The organism is Rhizobium sp. BK312, assembly GCF_014193605.1.
Classification (GTDB): domain Bacteria; phylum Pseudomonadota; class Alphaproteobacteria; order Rhizobiales; family Rhizobiaceae; genus Rhizobium.
In genome coordinates, this window is the sequence record NZ_JACHZP010000008.1 from 166,053 (window position 1) to 184,814 (window position 18,762).

Genomic DNA, 18,762 nt, shown 5'->3' on the forward strand with positions numbered 1-18,762 from the left:
GGCTTTGTTTCCCTTCGTCATGCGGATGTACAGGAATCGCCATAATGCGGTGTAAGAGAGCTAACTTGAAAGACTGGGTGCGGCGTGGTTAGTTCCATCGCTTGCGCCGTGACGGGGAGCGTGCCGCTCCTCAGCAATGCCGTCCGTATGGGAGAATTCGATGGATCGCCGTTCCTTCATCAGGCGGGCAGGAGCCGTTGGCGCAGGTGCCGCCGCTTCTGCGCTTGCGACCCCGGCCCTTGCCCAGGAATATCCGAAGATCACCTGGAGGATGACCTCCTCCTTCCCCAAGAGCCTGGACACGATCTATGGCGGCGCGGAGGATATTGCCGCGCATGTTTCAGACGCGACCAATGGCAATTTCCTCATCCAGACCTATGAGGCCGGTGAGATCATTCCCGGCGCACAGGCGGCCGATGCGGTCAGCGCCGGCGCCGTCGATGCCGCGCACACCTGCTCCTATTATTTCTGGCAAAAGGATCCGACCTATGCCATCGGCACCGCGCTGCCCTTCGGCCTCAATGCCCGGCTGACCAACGCCTGGTTCTACCAGGGCAACGGCAACAGGCTGATGAACGAATTCTATGCCACACAGGGTATCTTGGGGCTTCCTGCAGGCAACACCGGCGCGCAGATGGGTGGCTGGTTTCGCAAGGAAATCAATACGCTCGACGATCTCAAGGGTCTGAAAATGCGCATCGCCGGCCTGGCCGGCAAGGTGATCGAGAAGATCGGCGTCGTGCCGCAGCAGGATATCGCGGTCAACGGCGTTTACGACGCGCTGAACAAGGGCACCGTCGATGCGGCCGAATGGGTCGGACCCTATGACGACCTGAAGCTCGGGCTGCAAAAGATCGCGAAGTATTATTATTATCCTGGCTGGTGGGAGGGCGGCGCCGTGGTGCATGCCTTTTTCAACCTGGAAAAATGGAATGCCCTGCCGAAGTCTTATCAGACAATTCTCGGCGATGCATGCGCCTTCGCCAACACCAACATGCTGGCGAAATACGACGTCAAAAATCCGCAGGCGCTGAAGGAAATCGTGACACAAGGCGTGACGCTCAGGCCCTTCAGCCAGGAGATCATGGAAGCCTGTTTCCAGGCAGCCGGCGCGCTCTATGCCGATCTCTCGAAATCCAACGATTATTTCAAGCGCATTTACGAGGACCAGGTCGCCTATAAGAAGGATGCCTATCTGTGGATGCAGCTTTCTGAGTATACCTTCGATACCTTCATGATGATCCAACAGCGGGCAGGCAAGTTGTAATCGTATTTCATAAGTCTTCGGCGATATATCGTTCCTTTATTAGTGATCTAACATCATATCAACGTGAACGTGTACCGAGAATCATTATGCCAGCGTGATGCTGGGCACAGTCGAGCTTCCATTTAAACTGCCGCTTTGAGTGGAAAATCTTTCCGGACGGGCCCAGTTCGGGCAAGTAAATTTTAAAGGGTTTCCACTACGGTGTCCGCCGCATCAGGGGAAGTCTGAATGAAGCCTCCAAGCCCGGACACCGTGCCGACGGATATTTATCTGTCGTTTGTCAGTTCGCTTTTCGGAAACCGGAAAACGCTCGTTACAGGCGTATTCGTTCATATCCTCATATATGTCCTCGTTTTTCTGAGCACATATGCCAGCATCTATCTGGCCTTTTGCGTGGCGTTTGCCATCGTCTTCGGCTTACGGATCAATTTTTTCCGGCAGTTCGACGCAGCCGACAAGAATGGCTTTACGCGCGCCGATATAGCCAGCTGGGAAACACGTTATGTCGTCGGCGCCGCGGCCACCGCCGCCATTCTTGGCATCGGAAGCGGCTATGCCATCCTCATCCTGCGCGATCCGCTGGCGGAATTCATCTGCGTCGCCGTCACCATGGCGTCCATGGTGTCGATCGTCGGCCGTAACTACGGCTCACCTCGTGCGGTCGATCTTCAGATTCTGGCCTGCTGCGTGCCGATTGTCATCGCCTGCCTGCTGTCGCAGGAACTCTACAAGGGAATCGCCTCCCTCATGCTCATCCCGTTCGGGCTGACGACGCGTGCGATGGCAAAGGGCATGCGCGAATTCCTCTACAGGAACATTGTCGCCTCCCGCGAGATATCGTTGATGGCCGACAGGTTCGACACCGCGCTCAACAACATGCCCCACGGGCTGTTCATGCTGGACGCCCAAAACCGGATTCTGATCGTCAATCGCAAAGCCTGCGAGCTCCTCAATTTTGCCGATCCGCAGCGGCTCAAGGACTGCGAGTTCGACGTCGTTCTACGTTATGGCGCCCGTCACGCCTTCATCGACGGATCGCTTCCCGGGCTCATTCAACGCCAGTTGGCCCAACTCGTCAGCGGCACGCTTTCCCGAACCCTCATTCAATTCAATGAGGATCAGTTTTTGGAATTTTCGGCCAGCCGGCGTGCCGATGGGATCGTCATCCTGATCTTTGAAGACGTGACGGTGCGTATTCGCGCTGAACGCAAGATCCTGCATATGGTGCGGTACGACCCTTTGACCGGACTACCGAACCGTGAATATTTCGTGGACCAGGTCAAGGAAAAGCTGGCTGCGCGCAACCGGGAAAGCCGCATCGGCATCCTTGTTCTGGATATCGACGATTTCAAGCATGTCAACGATACCAAGGGGCATGTTGCCGGGGACCGTCTGCTGGTTGCCGTAGCCGAGCGTTTGAAGGCGCTTGCCGGCACGACAGCGCTTGTCGCTCGTCTCGTCGGCGATCAATTCGTGCTGTTCTTTCCGAATGAGGACGATGTTCCGGATATCGATGGCCGCATCCGCGCTTTGCATGCGGCAATGGCCGGCACCTATGATGCGGAGGACAGCAGCTTTCGGGTTTCCGTCAGTGGCGGGTATATGACCATGCCCGGCCGGGAATTTCGCCCGGAGGAGTGGCAGATCAAGGTCGATCTCGCGCTCTTCGAGGCAAAATCACGGATGAAGGGCGGCTGCAGTGCCTTCGAGCAGGAGATGGACGCACGCTATGTCGAGCGGCAGACGCTGAAGGACGACCTGCGCGAGGCGGTGGAGGCCGGCAGGCTTCAAGCCGTCTACCAACCGATGTACACGCCGGATGGCTCCCGCATCGAATGCTGCGAGGCGCTCGCGCGCTGGATTCACCCGGAAAAGGGCTCAATTCCGCCCGATCTTTTCGTACAGCTTGCCGAGGAGATGGGCATCGTTGCCGGCATCACTCGCTTCATGGTCGATCGTGCTTGCAAAGATTGTGCTTCATGGCCTGCGCCACTCGCCGTTTCAGTCAATCTCTCGGCGCAGGATCTGCGCAATGACGAGATTGTCAAAATCGTGATCGCGGCGCTCGAGACGTCGGGACTTGAGCCCTCCCGCCTTCATCTCGAAGTTACCGAAAGCTGCCTGATGGACGAGGTAGCAACCGTACGCTCCATTCTCGCGGATTTCCGGGCTAGGGGTATCACAATCGCGATCGACGATTTCGGAACGGGATTTTCCAGCCTCAGTTACCTCGATACGCTACCGGTGGATGTCGTGAAGATCGACCGGTCTTTCGTTCGCGATATCACGACGGATAGCCGACGTTTCAAGCTGCTATGCGGCATCGTCGATCTCTCCCGCGCCCTCAGCCTGAATGTCGTGATCGAAGGTGTCGAGACGCTGGAGCAGCTGGCATTGGTCGTCGAGCGGAACCTAGCGGATATCATCCAGGGCTATGTATTTTCCCCTCCGATAGCGCCAGAGCAAGTCGCCGAGAAGGTCGCCAGCCTCGACAGACGGCGGCTGGGAGCCGGCAGGCTCTTCTCGCCCGAGGTCGTCCGATAGCCGGCGGCGGCGCTGTGGTCCGCAGGCATTTGGAATCCTCCGTCAATTCGATCGGCCTGCGCCATCTGCGACCTTCTCGTGCATTGCATTTTTCCTCGCTTTGTGTAACGCCTCGGTAGAGGAAAATTGGTTGCGATATCTCTCTTACAAGATATTGCAACTTTTGAGGATGAACTCCGGCCGGCAGTCTAGATCATCTGTCGGGGAGAGGATTGAGGGGAGATTTCTGAATGGCCGAACATCACACTGGACCTGCTGAAGTGGGTGCTCCCATGGACTACAAGGAGCATGAGAAGACCTACAATCTTTTCATCTCGGGCGCCAAGGTCGGGTCTGCGATCGTTGCCGCATTGTTGATCGCCATGGCGGCCGGTTTCTTTGGCCATGCCGGTTTCCTCGGCGGCGTCCTCATATTCATCGTTCTGACCATCGCCAGCGTCGTCCTGTTGCGCTGATATAACAGCGCTGACAGATGGCGGGCCGATCTCCCGCGCTTTCCCATGATTCTGCAGGCTACAGCGCCGCCGCATCCAGGAGCGGCGCCGTCTGATGCGAGGTGTCGTCATTGAGCAATCTGGTTTTCGTGGCCAAGGAAAGCGTGGCGGAGGAGACGCGTGTTGCGGCTTCTGTTGAAACGGTAAAGAAGATGCGGAGCCTCGGTTTCGACGTGGTGGTCGAGGCGGGCGCAGGCGCCTTGTCGCGTATCCTGGATGCCGAATATGAAGCCGTCGGTGCGCGGATCGGCTCCATCAAGGATGCGAAGGCCGCCGATGTTGTGCTCAAGGTCAGGCGGCCGACGAGCAAGGAGATTTCCGGTTACAAGAACGGCGCCATCGTCATCGCCATCATGGATCCTTATGGCAATGAGGCAGCGCTTGCCGAGATGGCGCGTCGCGGGCTGACGAGTTTCGCCATGGAACTGATGCCGCGCATCACCCGTGCGCAGTCGATGGACGTCCTATCGTCGCAGGCCAATCTTGCAGGATATCAAGCCGTCATCGAGGCCGCAGCCGTCTATGATCGGGCGCTGCCGATGATGATGACGGCGGCGGGGACGGTGCCTGCGGCGAAAGTGTTCGTCATGGGGGCAGGGGTTGCCGGCCTGCAGGCGATTGCGACCGCGCGGCGTCTCGGCGCACAGGTCTCGGCGACCGACGTTCGTCCGGCTGCGAAGGAACAGGTCGCCTCGCTCGGAGCAAAATTCATCGCGGTCGAGGACGAGGAATTCAAGGCGGCGGAGACCGCCGGCGGCTATGCCAAGGAAATGTCGAAGGAGTATCAGGCGAAGCAGGCAGCTCTCGTCGCCGATCATATCGCCAAACAGGACATCATCATTACCACGGCGCTGATCCCCGGACGGCCGGCGCCGCGCCTTATCAGCCGCGACATGCTAAAGGCGATGCGTCCCGGCGCCGTGGCCGTCGACCTCGCGGTCGAACGCGGCGGCAATATCGAAGGCGCTGAGTATGGCAAGGTCGCCGAGGTCGAAGGCGTCCGCGTGGTCGGCTATCCCAACATGGCCGGCCGGATCGCGGCCAGCGCATCGGCTCTCTATGCGAAGAACCTCGTCACCTTTCTGGAGACGATGGTCGACAAGGACATGAAGAGCCTCGCCGTCAACCGGACCGATGAGCTGATCAAGGCGACGATGCTGACCGATGGCGGCGAGGTCGTGAACCCGAACTTCGTCGATCCCGACCAGCCGACGATCAAGAAGGGAGATCTCTGAGATGGCCAGTCAAGCGATGGATCAGGCACTGCAGCAACTGCATGATGCCGTTAACGCCGTCACGACCGCCGCAGCGCAGGCCCCGGAGACTGTGAGCGCGGCAACAGGCGGAGCAATCGATCCCTTCGTCTTCCAGTTCGCGATTTTCGTGCTGGCGATCTTCGTCGGCTACTATGTCGTCTGGTCGGTGACGCCGGCCCTGCATACGCCGCTGATGGCGGTCACGAACGCCATCTCCTCGGTCATCGTCGTCGGTGCGCTGCTGGCCGTGGGCATCTCCGCGAGCGGTCTCGCCACCGGCTTCGGTTTCGTGGCGCTGGTTCTCGTTTCGGTCAATATCGTCGGCGGCTTCCTTGTCACCCAGCGCATGCTGGCGATGTACAAGAAGAAGGACAAGTGAGGCGGCATGCTGAGCAATATCGCGGCTTTCCTCTATCTCGTCTCCGGTGTGCTCTTCATCCTGGCGCTGCGCGGGCTATCGCATCCAGCCACCAGCCGGCGCGGCAATCTCTACGGTATGATCGGCATGGGCATTGCCATTGCCACCACGCTTGTGCTGGCGACGCCATCCTTCGGCGGCTTCGTGCTGATCATCCTTGGCCTTGCCATCGGCGGCGGTGCGGGCGCCTATATCGCCCGCGTCATTCCGATGACCTCGATGCCGCAGCTCGTGGCAGGTTTCCATTCGCTGGTCGGTCTTGCGGCTGTCCTCGTCGCTGCTTCGGCGCTCTATACGCCATCCTCCTTCGGCATCGGCGAGATCGGGTACATTCACACCGAGGCTCGCATCGAGATGGCGATCGGTGTAGCGATCGGCGCGCTGACCTTCACCGGCTCGATCATCGCCTTCCTGAAACTCGACGGGCGCATGTCCGGCAAGCCGATCCTGCTGCCGAACCGGCATGTCATCAATGCTGCTCTGCTCGTACTCATCGTGTTCTTCGTCATCAGCTTGGCGGCGAACGAGAGCCATTTCGCTTTTTGGGCCGTCGTGCTGCTGTCGCTGGCGCTGGGCGTACTTTTGATCGTGCCGATCGGCGGCGCCGATATGCCCGTCGTCGTGTCGATGCTGAACTCCTATTCCGGCTGGGCCGCCGCCGGCATCGGCTTCACGCTCGGTAATCTCGCGCTCATCATCACCGGCGCGCTTGTGGGATCCTCGGGTGCGATCCTGTCCTACATCATGTGCAAGGGCATGAACCGCTCTTTCATCTCCGTCATTCTCGGTGGTTTCGGCGGCGAGACGGCCTCGGGCGGAGCTGATAATTCCGACAAGACCGTGAAGCTCGGCTCGGCTGAGGATGCCGCATATCTGATGGCGAATGCCTCCAAGGTCATCATCGTGCCCGGTTACGGCATGGCGGTGGCGCAGGCCCAGCATGCGCTGCGCGAAATGGCTGATAGGCTGAAGGCACATGGCGTCGAGGTCAAATATGCCATTCATCCCGTTGCCGGCCGCATGCCGGGGCATATGAACGTGCTGCTCGCCGAAGCCAACGTGCCCTATGATGAAGTCTTCGAGCTTGAGGACATCAATTCGGAATTCGCCCAGGCCGATGTCGCCTATGTCATCGGCGCCAACGACGTCACCAATCCGGCGGCGCGAGACGACAAGACCTCGCCGATCTACGGCATGCCGATCCTCGACGTCGACAAGGCGAAGACCTGCCTCTTCGTCAAGCGTTCGCTCGGCTCCGGCTATGCCGGCATCGACAACACGCTGTTCTATAAGGATGGCACGATGATGCTTCTGGGCGACGCCAAGAAGGTGACCGAGGACATCGTCAAGGCAATGAACGAGTAGGCTGCCACTGTGCGCGCAAGGGCGGTGTTTCCGCTCTTAGAGCGGTTCAGCTTTTCACGGAATCTCTAAACCGCTCTATCTCTTTGTTGTCTCGCAATTCCGGACGGAAAACCGCTGCGCACTTTTCCTGGAATTGCTCTAGGTCCTTTGACGCTCCATCATGTTGCGCGGTGCAGTCAGTATCCAGACAAGTCCGGCCGGACGGAAATCGACCTCGACATGGCCGCTGAAGGATGCCGCGGCATGGGTTTTCGTGACGGTGGTGCCGAAGCCGGTCACGCTGGGCGGTTTGACTGTGGGACCGCCGGTTTCGCTCCAGACGAAGCGGATCATGGTGCCAGTTTCAGCGACTTCATTCGTCCATTCGATGGTGATCTTGCCCTCCGGCGCAGAAAGCGCACCATATTTGACCGAATTGGTGGCAAGCTCATGCAGGATCAGGCCGAGATTCTGCACCGCTTCCGGCTTCAAGAGGAAGTCGTTGCCGAGGACGTCGAGCTGCTGAGGTCCCTGCAGGAAGGTCGCGAGATGAATGTCGATCACGCGGCGCAGCGACACGCCGGACCATTGTTCGCTGGTCAGGACCTCGATCGAGCGTGCCAGGCCTTCCAGGCGGTCGGCGACCGCCCGCTGGAATGTATCGACGCTGTCCGCCTGCCGTGCGAGCTGGCGCGTCATTGCCTGGGCGAGTGCCAACAGATTCTTGGTGCGGTGGACGAGCTCGTGCATGACGAAATGCAGCCGGTCCTCCGTGACGCTGCGGTCGAAGGATGCGTTGGAAAGCGCAACGGCCACCTGGTTTGCCTCGATAACGCTGGTGTCAACGGGCGACACGATTTCGCCCCTACCCATGCGGTCTGCCATGTCGGCTATACTCTGGATGGTTGTGCGCACCTGGCGCGCCAGAGCATAGACGGCGATCAGCGCGATCAGCAGCAGCGTCACCCCGCCATAGATCAGGAATCGCCAAGTGCTCATCAGCGACTGCTGTGCGGACGCTATCGGTCCCCAGACGACGGCCTTCCAGGACCAGCCGGAGATCTGGGCATAGCCGAGCACCGCATTCGGGAGGGTCTTTTCATCCTGGTAGACACCGCTGGATGCGATCAGTTTCGGCAGAATATCCTTGTTGAACGTGTCTCCCGGAGCAAGGGTCGTCGGGCCGCCAGCGGCAACGACATGGCCGGATTTATCCACAACCGCCGCGGACCAGCCGGGCGGCAGGGCTTGCGTCGTCACGAGCTTGGCGAGCTCGTCGGCATCCTGGGTTACAGCCAAAGCGGCGCCGGCTGGCGAATGTTCGAGGGGCAGGGTGACGTTATAGACCCAGCGGCGGGCGTTAGGGCCCATGAAGACGTCGGATGCCTCAATGCGGCCGGAGTTCAGCGCCGATTGCAGCGCTGCAATGTTACCGGTCTTGCCGAGTGGTTTTCCAAGCGGCCAACGGGTATTCAGCCGGAGTTGGCCATCCTTTTCCATGAGCAGCACGAAGAGCGAATCAGTGCGCAGGACCGTTTCCGTGCGGGCGAAGAAGGTCGCGATGTCGTTGCGTTCGAGTTCCGGCGAGGAAGACAGGAGACGCAATGTCGTCGCCATGTCCTGCAATTGGCGATCGATGACGCGCGAAAGCGCCTGCGCATCCTGAACGGTGTCCCCCTTCAGCACATCGCGCTCATTATTTTCGAGCTGAACCAAAAGCAGCGCGACGAAGGCGAGAATGGGCAAGGCAATCGCCAGAGCGATTGCGATCAGATAGGCACCAATCGACGCTTTCGGAAAATGCGGCTTTCTCATGAAGCGATCAACCGATCGTGCCTCGATGAAGATACGACGCGCCGGCAAACGCAAATAGAATGGTATTGGTCATCATGCCAAGCGCCCCCGTGCCCCGATCCGAGCTACATGCTCCAGAAGCGCCATGTTAGGGCTCGGTAATTTTCCTTGCAACATCTGAAAAGTCATTATTGCGAAATCGTAAGCGATCTCGGGTATTTACGACTGTGGCAACGCATCCCTGCAGTTGCGCTGACTGCCTCATTCTCAAGCTAGGAAAAGCGAGAGAGCCGGAACGGCGCAAGCTCGTGTGCTTCGCTGCCATCGACGATTTCCTGCGCGGCGAGCAGGCCGACGAGCGGTGCGAGCGTAACGCCGGAATGCAGAACTGCGAGGTAGAGGCCGGGTGCCGCACCGGTGCTACCCAAGATCGGCAGGCCGTCTTTCGGCGTCGGGCGATAACCGACGGTGTGGAAATCGAGCTCCAGCGCCTCGCCGCCTTTCAATGTTGCTCTGACCTTGGCGAAGAGCGCGTCGGCAGCCGCTTGAGGATTATCGCCGGGATCGGTGCCGCCGAAGTCGCCGCCGGCTATGATTCGTCCTTCTGCCGTTTGGCGCAGATGCAGCTCCGGTGCCATCACCAAGCCGTTCAACATTTTCCCTACGGGTCGGGAATGAACGATGAGCCCCGGAGGTGTTTCAAGCGGCACGAGAATATCCGCCGAGGCGGCAAGTGCTGCCGCGCCTGCACCGGCAGCCAGAACGACATGATCGGCGTGCATCGGCCCTTCGCTCGTTTCGATACCGACGATCCGCTCGCCCTGCCTCAGCAGACCTTTGACTTCGACACTGGATGACAGGATCGCTCCCCGACGGCGGGCATCTTCGAGCAGCAGTTTGGCGGCCGCAACGGGTTCGACCGCACCCTCTTCCGCGACGTGCAGAGCATAGTCGGGCGGATTGGCCAGATTCGGTTCGAGCATCGCAACCGTCGCCCGGTTGACCGGCTGTATGCCATAGCCCCAGCCATGGTGCTGCGCCGCATAGGCATCCAGCTCCGGCTCGGGAAGATCCCAGCTGAGGCCACCGCACCAGGATAGAGGGATGTCAGGCAGATCTGTCTTAAGTCTCGACCACTCGGCCATCGAGCGATGACGGACACGGAAGTAGAATTCCGGATTGCCCCAGCTGGCATTGATCCAGGCGAAGGAGTTCGGGGTGGCAACGCCGCCGATCTGCTGTGCGACCACCGTTACGGACGCCCCCCTGCGGCACAGATGCCAGGCGATGGAAGCCCCGATGATGCCGGCGCCGATGACGATGATTTTCTGCGGGGAGGGCATGTCTTTGTCTCGCTTGAACGGATGAGCCCGAGACTACAGCATGTCGCGCAAAAGTGGGCAGCGGTTTTGCGATAACGACATGCGCAAAATCGAAGACCAGGGCAAAGAAAAGCCGCGGGGCAGGGATTGCCGGCGGCTGGATATCTTTACTGCGATATGCCCCGTGTCAGGCGCCGGCGCCGACGCGAGCCAGGCCGTCTCTGGCCGGCTGATAGTTGGGATCGAGGTTGACCGCGTGCTGATAGGAGCGGCGGGCTTTCGCCTTGTCGCCTTTTCGCTCATAGACGAATGCCTGGTTTGCCCAGGATTCGGCGAGCTTGTTGTTCAGCTCGATCGCATGGTTGAAATCGGCAAACGCGTTGTCGTCGTCGTTCTGGGCAAGATAGGAGATGCCGCGGCTGTTGTAAGGTTCCGGCGAGTTCGGCGACAGCGAGATCGCCTTGGAGAAATCGTCGATCGCCTTATCCTGCTGATTGCGCTTCTGGTAGATCACACCTCGGCCGTTATAGGCGCGGCCGTCCGTCGTCCCGAGGCTGATGGCCTTCGAATAATCGTTGAAGGCGTCGTTGTCGCGGCCGGACTGACGGTAGAGGTTGCCGCGGCCGATATAGGCGACGTCGTAGTTCGAGTTGATTTGCAGTGCCGCATTATAGTCCGCGACCGCTTCCGGCAGCTTGCCCATGTTGCGATAGATGAGCGCGCGGTTGGCATAGGCCTGGTAGAATTTCGGATTGAGCTGGATCGCCTGATTGAAATCGGCAAGAGCGCGATTGAAATCGCCGCCGCGGCCATAGGCCGTGCCGCGCACATTGTAGCCTTCCGGATCCTGCGGATTGGCATTGATGACTGACGTCAGCGAGGCGATATTTTCGGACGAGCCCTGAGCCTTGTCGATCTGGATCACATTATCTGTCGTAGCCGTCTGGCAGCCGGAAAGGCTGATCGCGGCAAGTATCGCCAAAGCAGGCAGCACCGCGGCGCGCTTCGAAACGGGTAAGGAGAGGTTCGAAGTGCGGAACTTTACGGAAGTCGTCATTGCCATTATCGGGTTCGCTTTCCCCATGCGTCATATCAGGCTGTTCTGATTTAATCCGATTTGCGTAGAGAATAAATCAAAAAGGCGGCGGCGAACGACTCGCCCCCGCCACACATGCATCTGAAAACGTCGAAAAAACGGCGATTACTTGGCAACAAGGCCTTCGCGCTGAGCGCGCTTGCGAGCAAGCTTGCGAACGCGACGAACAGCTTCAGCCTTCTCGCGAGCACGCTTCTGCGACGGCTTTTCATAGTAGTCGCGCATCTTCATTTCGCGGAAAATACCTTCGCGCTGCATCTTCTTCTTGAGAGCGCGGAGAGCCTGGTCGACATTGTTATCGCGGACAAGTACCTGCACGAGAATCACGTTCCTTTGGTTTGGTTGATGCCAGCGGCGACGGCAGCGCCAGGAGGCAAAAATATAACGTTCGCGCGGCCACAGCCTTGCGATTGGGAGGCGGGATAGCAGATCGGTTTGTCAAAGTCTAGCCAGATCGTGAGTTTGCAGAGGAAAAAGCTAGTTGTCGAGGGTTGAATTGAGCCGGCGATACCTGCTGCGCTTTCACGAAGGCGCTTGAAAGAGGGATTGGCAGATCCCGATCTTTGCGACACTGACATGCTTATGTGAGCATTTCGGATCAGAATCATTCGTGAGCTGCGGGGGATTCGAGCAGCCGTCCGAAACGAGAGGGAATCAATTTATGCAATCGCATCGCTTTATCGCTGTTGGGAAAGCGCTTGCTGCGCTCGCGCTCAGCCTTGTAGTACTCACTGCGATGTTTGCGCCTGCCGCAGCCGGCGAAGTGCGTTTTGGTAAGAATGTGCGCATCGGTGGCCATGATTTTTCCAATCAGACCTACGACAGCAAACATCGTGCGAGAATTTATCTCTACAATGGGAAGCCACGAAAAGAGGGATGCGTCTGGCGCAAGGACGGTCATGGCGGGCGCGTGAAGGTCTGCCATCTGCAGCGCAAATAATCGGCTAAGAGGTCGCAAGCGGGGCAGGCGGGAAGGCGGCAATCTTAACCGTGTCGAAAGACGGTCCTGAATGCGTCGCAAAAGAGCCGTTGTGTCGGTTTTTGATTTGCGATTTGTATGACCCAGAAAAAGGGCGTCTTGCCTGAAGGAGTTGATGGCGAATGCGTAAATACTCGGTTTTTGCCGTGGCACGGGAAGCGATGCGGGCTCACAAGGGCTGGGAGGCTCAATGGACCTCGCCGGAGCCGCGCAAGGAGTATGACGTCATCATCGTCGGCGGCGGCGGTCATGGCCTGGGTGCGGCCTACTATCTCGCCAAGGAGCACGGCATCACCAATGTCGCGGTGATCGAAAAGGGCTGGCTCGGCGGCGGCAATACCGGCCGTAACACGACCATCATCCGCTCGAACTATCTCTATGAAGAGAGCATGCACATCTACGAGCATTCGATGAAGCTCTGGGAAGGGCTGTCTCAGGATCTCAATTACAATGTCATGTATTCGCCGCGCGGCGTGATGATGCTGTCGCACAATGTGCATGACCAGCAGTCCTTCAAGCGTCACATCCACGCCAACCGTCTCTATGGCATCGACAATGAATGGCTGACGCCCGAGCAAGCCAAGGCGTATTGCCCGCCGCTCGATATTTCGAAGACGGCGCGCTATCCGATCAACGGTGCCGCCCTGCAGCGTCGCGGCGGCACGGCGCGCCACGATGCGGTCGCCTGGGGCTTTGCCCGCGCCGCTTCCGATCGCGGCGTGCACATCATCCAGAATTGCGAAGTGACCGGCATTCGCCGCGGGCCTGATGGCCGCGTCACCGGCGTCGACACGAGCAAGGGCTTCATCGGCGCCAAGAAGATCGGCGTGTCCGCAGCCGGCCACACCACCGTCGTCATGCAAATGGCTGGCGTGCGCGTGCCGCTGCAATCGAGCCCGCTGCAGGCGTTGGTCTCCGAGCCGCTGAAGCCGATCTTCCCCTGCGTCGTTATGTCGAACACGGTGCACGCCTATATCTCGCAGTCCGACAAGGGCGAGCTCGTCATCGGCGCCGGCACGGATCAATATAATTCCTACAGCCAGACGGGTGGCCTGCAGATCATCACCCATACGCTGGATGCGATCTGCGAGCTCTTCCCGATGTTCCGCCGCGTGAAAATGATGCGCTCCTGGGGCGGTATCGTCGACAATACGCCGGATCGTTCGGCAATCCAGTCGAAGACGCCGGTGCCTGGGCTCTATGTCAATTGCGGCTGGGGCACGGGCGGTTTCAAGGCGACGCCGGGTTCGGCCAATCTCTTTGCCCATCTGATTGCCCGCGACGAGCCGCATAAGTTCAATGCCGGCCTGACGCTGGATCGCTTCCGCACCGGCCGTCTGATCGATGAGGCGGCGGCAGCCGCCGTGGCACACTGATGTCGGCCGCGGTCGGGATCGCTCTTGCTGCAGGGCTTTCCCTGCCGGTCGGAGCGATCGCGACCGAGGTCAGCGATCTTATTCCGGGGGTCAAGGATTTTCGCATGCAGGTGATCCACAAGGCAAAGAACGAGGCCGACTGGCCCTTCGTGGCCGAAAGCGGTGTGATCGCCTGCGCCAAGGTGCTGAACAAGCCGACGGTCTATTTCGTGCCGGACCAGACGCCCGAGGCGACGAGGGCGTTTGCGATCGACACCGATCTGCTGGGCATGAGCCTGGTCAATCTGGGGATGACCAACGTGCTGAAGCCCTATGGATCGCTGGAGGCGCTGCTGAAGCGCATAACACCTTTCATCATCATGGGGCGGCAGCTTTGCGCGCAGCCTCCCGGCACAAGCCTTACAGGCTCCGAGCTTTAACACAGGTAGAAAACGATGCTGCTGATTTACTGCCCCTATTGCGAGGAAGAGCGTTCGGAACTCGAATTCCGCAACGCCGGTGACGCGCATATCGTGCGGCCGGCCAATATTGCCGGGATCTCGGACGAGGAATTCGAGGAATATTTCTTCCTGCGGGACAACCCGAAGGGGCTGATCTTCGAGCGCTGGCGGCATATCCATGGCTGTGGCCGCTTTTTCAATGCGGCGCGCGATACGGTGAGCGATCACTTCTACCGAACTTACAAGGCCGGCGAACCGAAGCCGGATCCGGCGACGCTCAAGCCTGGCGCGGCCGAACCGGTGGCGCAGCAACAGAACGAACAAGAAAAGACGGCACCAACAGAGGGATTTGCTGAATGAGCGGCGCCAATCGTATCGCGGGCAAGGGGCGTTTGACGCCGGCCAGAACCGCTCGCTTCACTTTTGACGGCAAGACCTATACCGCGCTCGAAGGCGATACCGTCGCCTCGGCGCTGCTTGCCAATGGCGTTCATCTCGTCGGCCGGTCCTTCAAGTATCACCGGCCGCGCGGTATCCTCTCGGCTGGAGCCGAAGAGCCGAACGCACTGCTCGATATCTCGCGCGATGCGGCGCGGCGACAGCCGAACGTACGTGCCAGCGTGCAGGAAGTTTTCGACGGCATGAAGGCTCAGTCGCAGAACCGCTGGCCGTCGCTCGCCTTCGATATCGGTGGCGTCAACAATCTGATGTCGCCCTTCTTTGCCGCCGGCTTCTACTACAAGACTTTCATGTGGCCGAAGTCGGCCTGGAAGCATATTTACGAGCCCTTCATCCGCCGTGCCGCCGGCCTCGGCGTTGCGCCGACGGAAGAGGATCCGGATCACTATGCCGGCCGTTACGCCCATTGCGACGTTCTTGTCGTCGGTGCCGGCGTTGCCGGTCTTTCCGCGGCGCTCGCGGCTGCTGAAACCGGCGCCAAGGTCATCCTCTGTGATGAGCAGCCGGAGGTCGGCGGCGCGCTCCGCTTCGACACCGGCATCAAGATCGACGGTGTCGGAGGCTATGAGTGGGCGCAGGCTACCGTCGCCAAGCTCAAGGCGATGCCGAATGTGCAGGTGCTGACCCGGACGACCGCCTTTGGCTATTACAACCACAATTTCTTCGGCCTTGCCGAACGAGTGACCGACCATTTGGCGAAACCCGGCCGCGACCTGCCGCGCGAACGCCTGTGGCAGGTCCGCGCCAAGCGCGTGATCCTGGCGACAGGTGCGATCGAGCGCCACATGGTGTTTCCGAACAACGACCGCCCGGGCATCATGCTCGCTTCGGCGGCGCGTGCCTATCTCAACCACTATGGCGTCGCCGTCGGTGCGAAGATCGGCGTCTACACGGCGCATGATTCGGCCTATGAGGCCGCCTTCGATCTCAAGCGCGCCGGCGTTTCCATCGCTGCCATCGTCGACAGCCGCGCGCGGCCCGGCGAGGCGGTTCTCGCCGAAGCAAAGCGGCTCGGCATCGAGGTGATGACCGACTATGCCGTTGTCGATACATCAGGCAAGCTGCGCGTCTCCTCGATGACCGTCTCGCGCAACGGCAGCTCGGCCACCCGCAAGATCCCGGTGGATGCCCTGCTGGTTTCGGCGGGCTGGACGCCCTCCGTTCATCTCTTCTCGCAATCGCGCGGCAAGCTGAAATTCGATACGGAGAAGCAGCGCTTCCTGCCTGGCACCTATGTTCAGGATTGCCTTTCGGTCGGCGCCTGCAATGGCACGGACGGGCTGCAAGCCGCGATCGAGGAATCGCTTGCCGCCGGCGAGCTGATGGCGCGCGCGACTGGCAGCACCAATGGCGGCGAGAAGATCCAGCTCCAGGCCGAGCAGGCTTTCGAGTGGACAGGCGGGATGATCGGTGCTGCCGAAGGCGCGGGACCGGATACGAATGCCAAGGCTTTCGTCGATTTCCAGCACGATGTCTGCGCCAAGGATATCCGCCTTGCCGTGCGCGAGGGCATGCATTCCATTGAGCATATCAAGCGCTTCACCACCAACGGCATGGCGTCCGACCAGGGCAAACTATCCAACATGCATGGCCTGGCGATCGCTGCCGAAATGCTCGGCAAAGATATCCCGCAGGTCGGTCTCACCACCTTCCGCGCACCCTATACGCCCGTTACCTACGGCACGCTGATCAGCCATTCGCGCGGGGCTCTCTTCGATCCCGCCCGCAAGACGCCGATGCATGCCTGGGAAGAGGCGCATGGCGCGATCTTCGAGGATGTCGGCAACTGGAAGCGCGCCTGGTTCTATCCGCGTGCCGGCGAGACCATGCATCAGGCCGTCAATCGCGAATGCCGTACGGCGCGCGAAGTGGCTGGCGTGTTCGATGCCTCGACGCTCGGCAAGATAGAAGTGGTCGGGCCGGATGCGGCTGAGTTTTTGAACCTCCTCTACACCAACGCCTGGGATACGCTGAAGCCCGGCCGCTGCCGCTACGGCATCATGACCCGCGAGGACGGCTTCGTTTATGACGACGGCGTCGTCGGGCGTTTGGCTGATGATCGTTTCCATGTGACGACGACCACCGGCGGCGCGCCGCGCGTGCTGCACCATATGGAAGACTATCTGCAGACCGAGTTCCCGCATCTGAAGGTATGGCTGACCTCGACCACGGAGCAATGGGCCGTCATCGCCGTCCAGGGACCGAAGGCGCGCGAGATCATCGAGCCGCTCGTCGAGGGACAGGATCTTTCTAATGAGGCCTTCCCGCATATGAGCGTGGCCGAGTGCAAGGTCTGCGGCGTACCGGCGCGGCTGTTCCGCGTTTCCTTCACCGGTGAAGTCGGCTACGAAATCAACGTGCCAGCCGATTATGGCCAGCCCGTCTGGGAAGCCGTCTGGGCTCGTGCCGAGCCGCTGGGCGCCTGCGCCTACGGCACCGAGACCATGCACGTGCTGCGCGCCGAGAAGGGCTATATCATCGTCGGCCAGGATACCGACGGCACGGTGACTCCTGACGATGCCGGCCTTGCCTGGGCCGTTTCCAAGAAGAAGACCGATTTCGTCGGTATTCGCGGTCTGAAACGGCAGGATCTAGTCAAGGAAGGCCGCAAGCAGCTCGTCGGTCTCGTCACCCGCGATCCGAAGGTGGTGCTGGAGGAGGGCGCACAGATCGTTGCCGATCCGAATGAGCCGAAACCGATGACCATGCTCGGCCATGTCACCTCTTCCTATTGGTCCGAAAATCTCGGCCGCTCCATCGCCTTCGCGCTGGTGGCCGGCGGTCGTGAGCGCATGGGCAAGACGCTCTATGTGCCGATGCCCGACAAGACGATTGCCGTCGAGGTGACGGATCTGGTGTTCTTTGACAAGGAAGGAGGCCGGATCAATGGCTGATCTCGCTACCCGCAAACTGCCGCTCGCCGGCCGCCACGGCGGTTCCTCGACCGTCCGGCTGACGCCAGCCGCTCCTGCAAGCCGCATTTCGCTGCGAGCGTCTGCGGATTCAGTTCATGGTCTTTCGCAGGCGCTCGGTCTTCAGCTGCCGACCCGCCCGAAGACCTCGACCAGTGGCAATGGCCGTCATGTCCTGTGGCTCGGCCCGGACGAATGGCTCGTCATCGATGAAAACGGTGCCGAGCTGGTCGGCGTGGCTGCATCGTCTGGCGTGCTGCATTCAGCGACCGATGTCTCGCATCGCAATACCGCGGTCATCATCTCCGGTCCTGGCGCGGAAGCGACGCTTGCCGCCGGCTGCCCACAGGATGTTTCGTTGAGCGCATTCCCCATCGGCGCCTGCTCGCGCACGCTGCTCGGCAAGGCGGAAGTGGTGATCTTGCGGCTCGACGAGGAGACATTCCGCGTCGAGGTCTGGCGCTCCTTCTCCGACTATGCCTTCGGCCTTCTCGCCGAAGGTGCGGAGGATGCTGGGCTTTAACCCTCTTCCGGCCGATCCTTCGGGTCGAACTGCGATATAGTGGTCCATGTCGCAGTTAGCGCTGGTTTGCGTTCGTTTTCGATCTCGACGGTCACGTCATAGGTCAGCATCAGCATGTTGGCGCCGCGCAGCCGGGTTTCGGCGAGCGTAAAACGGCCGCGCACCCGCGCTCCGCACTTGACCGGCGACATGAAGCGGATCTTCTCGAAGCCGTAGTTGATGCCCATGGTCTGTTCGCGGATTTTCGGCAATGCGCTGTAGTTCATCGCTGAGAGCAGCGAGAGTGTCAGGAAGCCGTGGGCGATGGTGCCGCCATAGGGCGTTTCCGCTTTGGCGCGTTCGGGATCGACGTGGATGAACTGGTGATCGAGCGTCGCGTCGGCAAAGGTGTCGATCATCGTCTGGTCGACGGTGATCCAGTCGGAAACGCCGATCTCAGTTCCCGCAAGCTTCATGATCTCAACAAGCGAAATTTCGCCGGGCATTCCATCCTCGTCAGTCTGTATCGTCAAAACTCTTTCTGGCGAATCGAGACTGA

17 protein-coding genes are annotated in these 18,762 nt (G+C 60.1%); 11 read left to right on the forward strand and 6 right to left on the reverse strand.

The genetic code is table 11. The features are described from left to right. Positions 1-160 precede the first annotated feature (160 nt). From FHT85_RS22300 to FHT85_RS22325, 6 genes are all read left to right on the forward strand, one after another. Positions 161-1,267 (forward strand): TRAP transporter substrate-binding protein, encoded by a 1,107-nt coding sequence (locus FHT85_RS22300; protein ID WP_112335166.1) that lies wholly within the window; start codon positions 161-163, stop codon positions 1,265-1,267. A 228-nt stretch (positions 1,268-1,495) separates the two neighbouring features. Then, a complete protein-coding gene (locus FHT85_RS22305) occupies positions 1,496-3,811 on the forward strand; it encodes a putative bifunctional diguanylate cyclase/phosphodiesterase (protein ID WP_112335165.1) in 2,316 nt (771 codons plus the stop codon). Between the two features lie 230 nt (positions 3,812-4,041). Next, positions 4,042-4,266, forward strand: a complete 225-nt coding sequence (locus FHT85_RS22310; protein WP_041677669.1) for an aa3-type cytochrome c oxidase subunit IV — start codon at positions 4,042-4,044, stop codon at positions 4,264-4,266. 110 nt (positions 4,267-4,376) lie between these two features. Continuing rightward, positions 4,377-5,540: a Re/Si-specific NAD(P)(+) transhydrogenase subunit alpha gene (locus tag FHT85_RS22315; RefSeq protein ID WP_112335164.1), complete on the forward strand. Its 1,164-nt coding sequence runs from the start codon at positions 4,377-4,379 to the stop codon at positions 5,538-5,540. Position 5,541: 1 nt separating this feature from the next. Continuing rightward, the gene (locus FHT85_RS22320) at positions 5,542-5,940 is read left to right on the forward strand and encodes a proton-translocating transhydrogenase family protein (RefSeq protein WP_112400689.1); all 399 of its coding nucleotides are present in this window, start codon (positions 5,542-5,544) and stop codon (positions 5,938-5,940) included. A 9-nt stretch (positions 5,941-5,949) separates the two neighbouring features. Next, entirely contained in the window at positions 5,950-7,344 is a 1,395-nt protein-coding gene (locus tag FHT85_RS22325; RefSeq protein WP_112335302.1) for an NAD(P)(+) transhydrogenase (Re/Si-specific) subunit beta, read from the forward strand. Positions 7,345-7,482: 138 nt separating this feature from the next. On the opposite strand, the gene FHT85_RS22330 is transcribed toward FHT85_RS22325, so the two are convergent. The 5 genes from FHT85_RS22330 to FHT85_RS22350 form a co-directional block, all read right to left on the reverse strand. Beyond that, entirely contained in the window at positions 7,483-9,138 is a 1,656-nt protein-coding gene (locus tag FHT85_RS22330; protein WP_112335301.1) for a sensor histidine kinase, read from the reverse strand. A 251-nt stretch (positions 9,139-9,389) separates the two neighbouring features. Next, positions 9,390-10,460, reverse strand: a complete 1,071-nt coding sequence (locus FHT85_RS22335) for an NAD(P)/FAD-dependent oxidoreductase (protein ID WP_112335162.1) — start codon at positions 10,458-10,460, stop codon at positions 9,390-9,392. A gap of 166 nt (positions 10,461-10,626) precedes the next feature. Then, a complete protein-coding gene (locus FHT85_RS22340) occupies positions 10,627-11,502 on the reverse strand; it encodes a tetratricopeptide repeat protein (protein WP_112335161.1) in 876 nt (291 codons plus the stop codon). 138 nt (positions 11,503-11,640) lie between these two features. Beyond that, positions 11,641-11,853 carry a 30S ribosomal protein S21 gene (rpsU, locus tag FHT85_RS22345; RefSeq protein ID WP_004117638.1) on the reverse strand — a complete coding sequence of 71 codons (213 nt, stop codon included), beginning with the start codon at positions 11,851-11,853 and terminating at the stop codon, positions 11,641-11,643. A gap of 286 nt (positions 11,854-12,139) precedes the next feature. Further along, positions 12,140-12,334 carry a hypothetical protein gene (locus tag FHT85_RS22350; RefSeq protein WP_162705907.1) on the reverse strand — a complete coding sequence of 65 codons (195 nt, stop codon included), beginning with the start codon at positions 12,332-12,334 and terminating at the stop codon, positions 12,140-12,142. 302 nt (positions 12,335-12,636) lie between these two features. Between FHT85_RS22350 and FHT85_RS22355 the strand changes: the two genes are divergently transcribed. The 5 genes from FHT85_RS22355 to FHT85_RS22375 are packed head-to-tail and all read left to right on the forward strand — an operon-like array spanning position 12,637 to position 18,224. Continuing rightward, entirely contained in the window at positions 12,637-13,890 is a 1,254-nt protein-coding gene (locus tag FHT85_RS22355; RefSeq protein ID WP_112335159.1) for a sarcosine oxidase subunit beta family protein, read from the forward strand. After that, a complete protein-coding gene (locus FHT85_RS22360; RefSeq protein ID WP_112410035.1) occupies positions 13,890-14,309 on the forward strand; it encodes a hypothetical protein in 420 nt (139 codons plus the stop codon). Before FHT85_RS22355 ends, FHT85_RS22360 begins: the two co-directional genes overlap by 1 nt. Before the next feature lie 15 nt (positions 14,310-14,324). Further along, on the forward strand, positions 14,325-14,690 hold the full coding sequence (locus tag FHT85_RS22365; protein ID WP_112400687.1) for a sarcosine oxidase subunit delta: 366 nt from the start codon (positions 14,325-14,327) through the stop codon (positions 14,688-14,690). Then, entirely contained in the window at positions 14,687-17,683 is a 2,997-nt protein-coding gene (locus FHT85_RS22370) for a sarcosine oxidase subunit alpha (protein ID WP_112335156.1), read from the forward strand. The genes FHT85_RS22365 and FHT85_RS22370 overlap by 4 nt, the downstream gene beginning before the upstream one ends. Next, the gene (locus tag FHT85_RS22375) at positions 17,676-18,224 is read left to right on the forward strand and encodes a sarcosine oxidase subunit gamma (protein ID WP_112410034.1); all 549 of its coding nucleotides are present in this window, start codon (positions 17,676-17,678) and stop codon (positions 18,222-18,224) included. Before FHT85_RS22370 ends, FHT85_RS22375 begins: the two co-directional genes overlap by 8 nt. On the opposite strand, the gene FHT85_RS22380 is transcribed toward FHT85_RS22375, so the two are convergent. Then, positions 18,221-18,709, reverse strand: coding sequence for a MaoC family dehydratase (locus FHT85_RS22380; protein ID WP_015341121.1), 489 nt, complete (start codon positions 18,707-18,709; stop codon positions 18,221-18,223). The genes FHT85_RS22375 and FHT85_RS22380 overlap by 4 nt on opposite strands. Positions 18,710-18,762: the final 53 nt, after the last annotated feature.

Excerpts from the sequence above, each read along its gene's own strand:
- FHT85_RS22300 (WP_112335166.1), top strand. The coding sequence starts at position 161 with ATGGATCGCCGTTCCTTCATCAGGCGGGCAGGAGCCGTTGGCGCAGGT.
- FHT85_RS22305 (WP_112335165.1), top strand. The coding sequence starts at position 1,496 with ATGAAGCCTCCAAGCCCGGACACCGTGCCGACGGATATTTATCTGTCG.
- FHT85_RS22310 (WP_041677669.1), top strand. The coding sequence starts at position 4,042 with ATGGCCGAACATCACACTGGACCTGCTGAAGTGGGTGCTCCCATGGAC.
- FHT85_RS22320 (WP_112400689.1), top strand. The coding sequence starts at position 5,542 with ATGGCCAGTCAAGCGATGGATCAGGCACTGCAGCAACTGCATGATGCC.
- FHT85_RS22330 (WP_112335301.1), bottom strand. The coding sequence starts at position 9,138 with ATGAGAAAGCCGCATTTTCCGAAAGCGTCGATTGGTGCCTATCTGATC.
- FHT85_RS22335 (WP_112335162.1), bottom strand. The coding sequence starts at position 10,460 with ATGCCCTCCCCGCAGAAAATCATCGTCATCGGCGCCGGCATCATCGGG.
- FHT85_RS22340 (WP_112335161.1), bottom strand. The coding sequence starts at position 11,502 with ATGGCAATGACGACTTCCGTAAAGTTCCGCACTTCGAACCTCTCCTTA.
- FHT85_RS22350 (WP_162705907.1), bottom strand. The coding sequence starts at position 12,334 with ATGGCCACCGATGCGCACATTCTTACCAAAACGCACTTCGCCGGCTGC.
- FHT85_RS22355 (WP_112335159.1), top strand. The coding sequence starts at position 12,637 with ATGCGTAAATACTCGGTTTTTGCCGTGGCACGGGAAGCGATGCGGGCT.
- FHT85_RS22360 (WP_112410035.1), top strand. The coding sequence starts at position 13,890 with ATGTCGGCCGCGGTCGGGATCGCTCTTGCTGCAGGGCTTTCCCTGCCG.
- FHT85_RS22365 (WP_112400687.1), top strand. The coding sequence starts at position 14,325 with ATGCTGCTGATTTACTGCCCCTATTGCGAGGAAGAGCGTTCGGAACTC.
- FHT85_RS22370 (WP_112335156.1), top strand. The coding sequence starts at position 14,687 with ATGAGCGGCGCCAATCGTATCGCGGGCAAGGGGCGTTTGACGCCGGCC.
- FHT85_RS22375 (WP_112410034.1), top strand. The coding sequence starts at position 17,676 with ATGGCTGATCTCGCTACCCGCAAACTGCCGCTCGCCGGCCGCCACGGC.
- FHT85_RS22380 (WP_015341121.1), bottom strand. The coding sequence starts at position 18,709 with ATGCCCGGCGAAATTTCGCTTGTTGAGATCATGAAGCTTGCGGGAACT.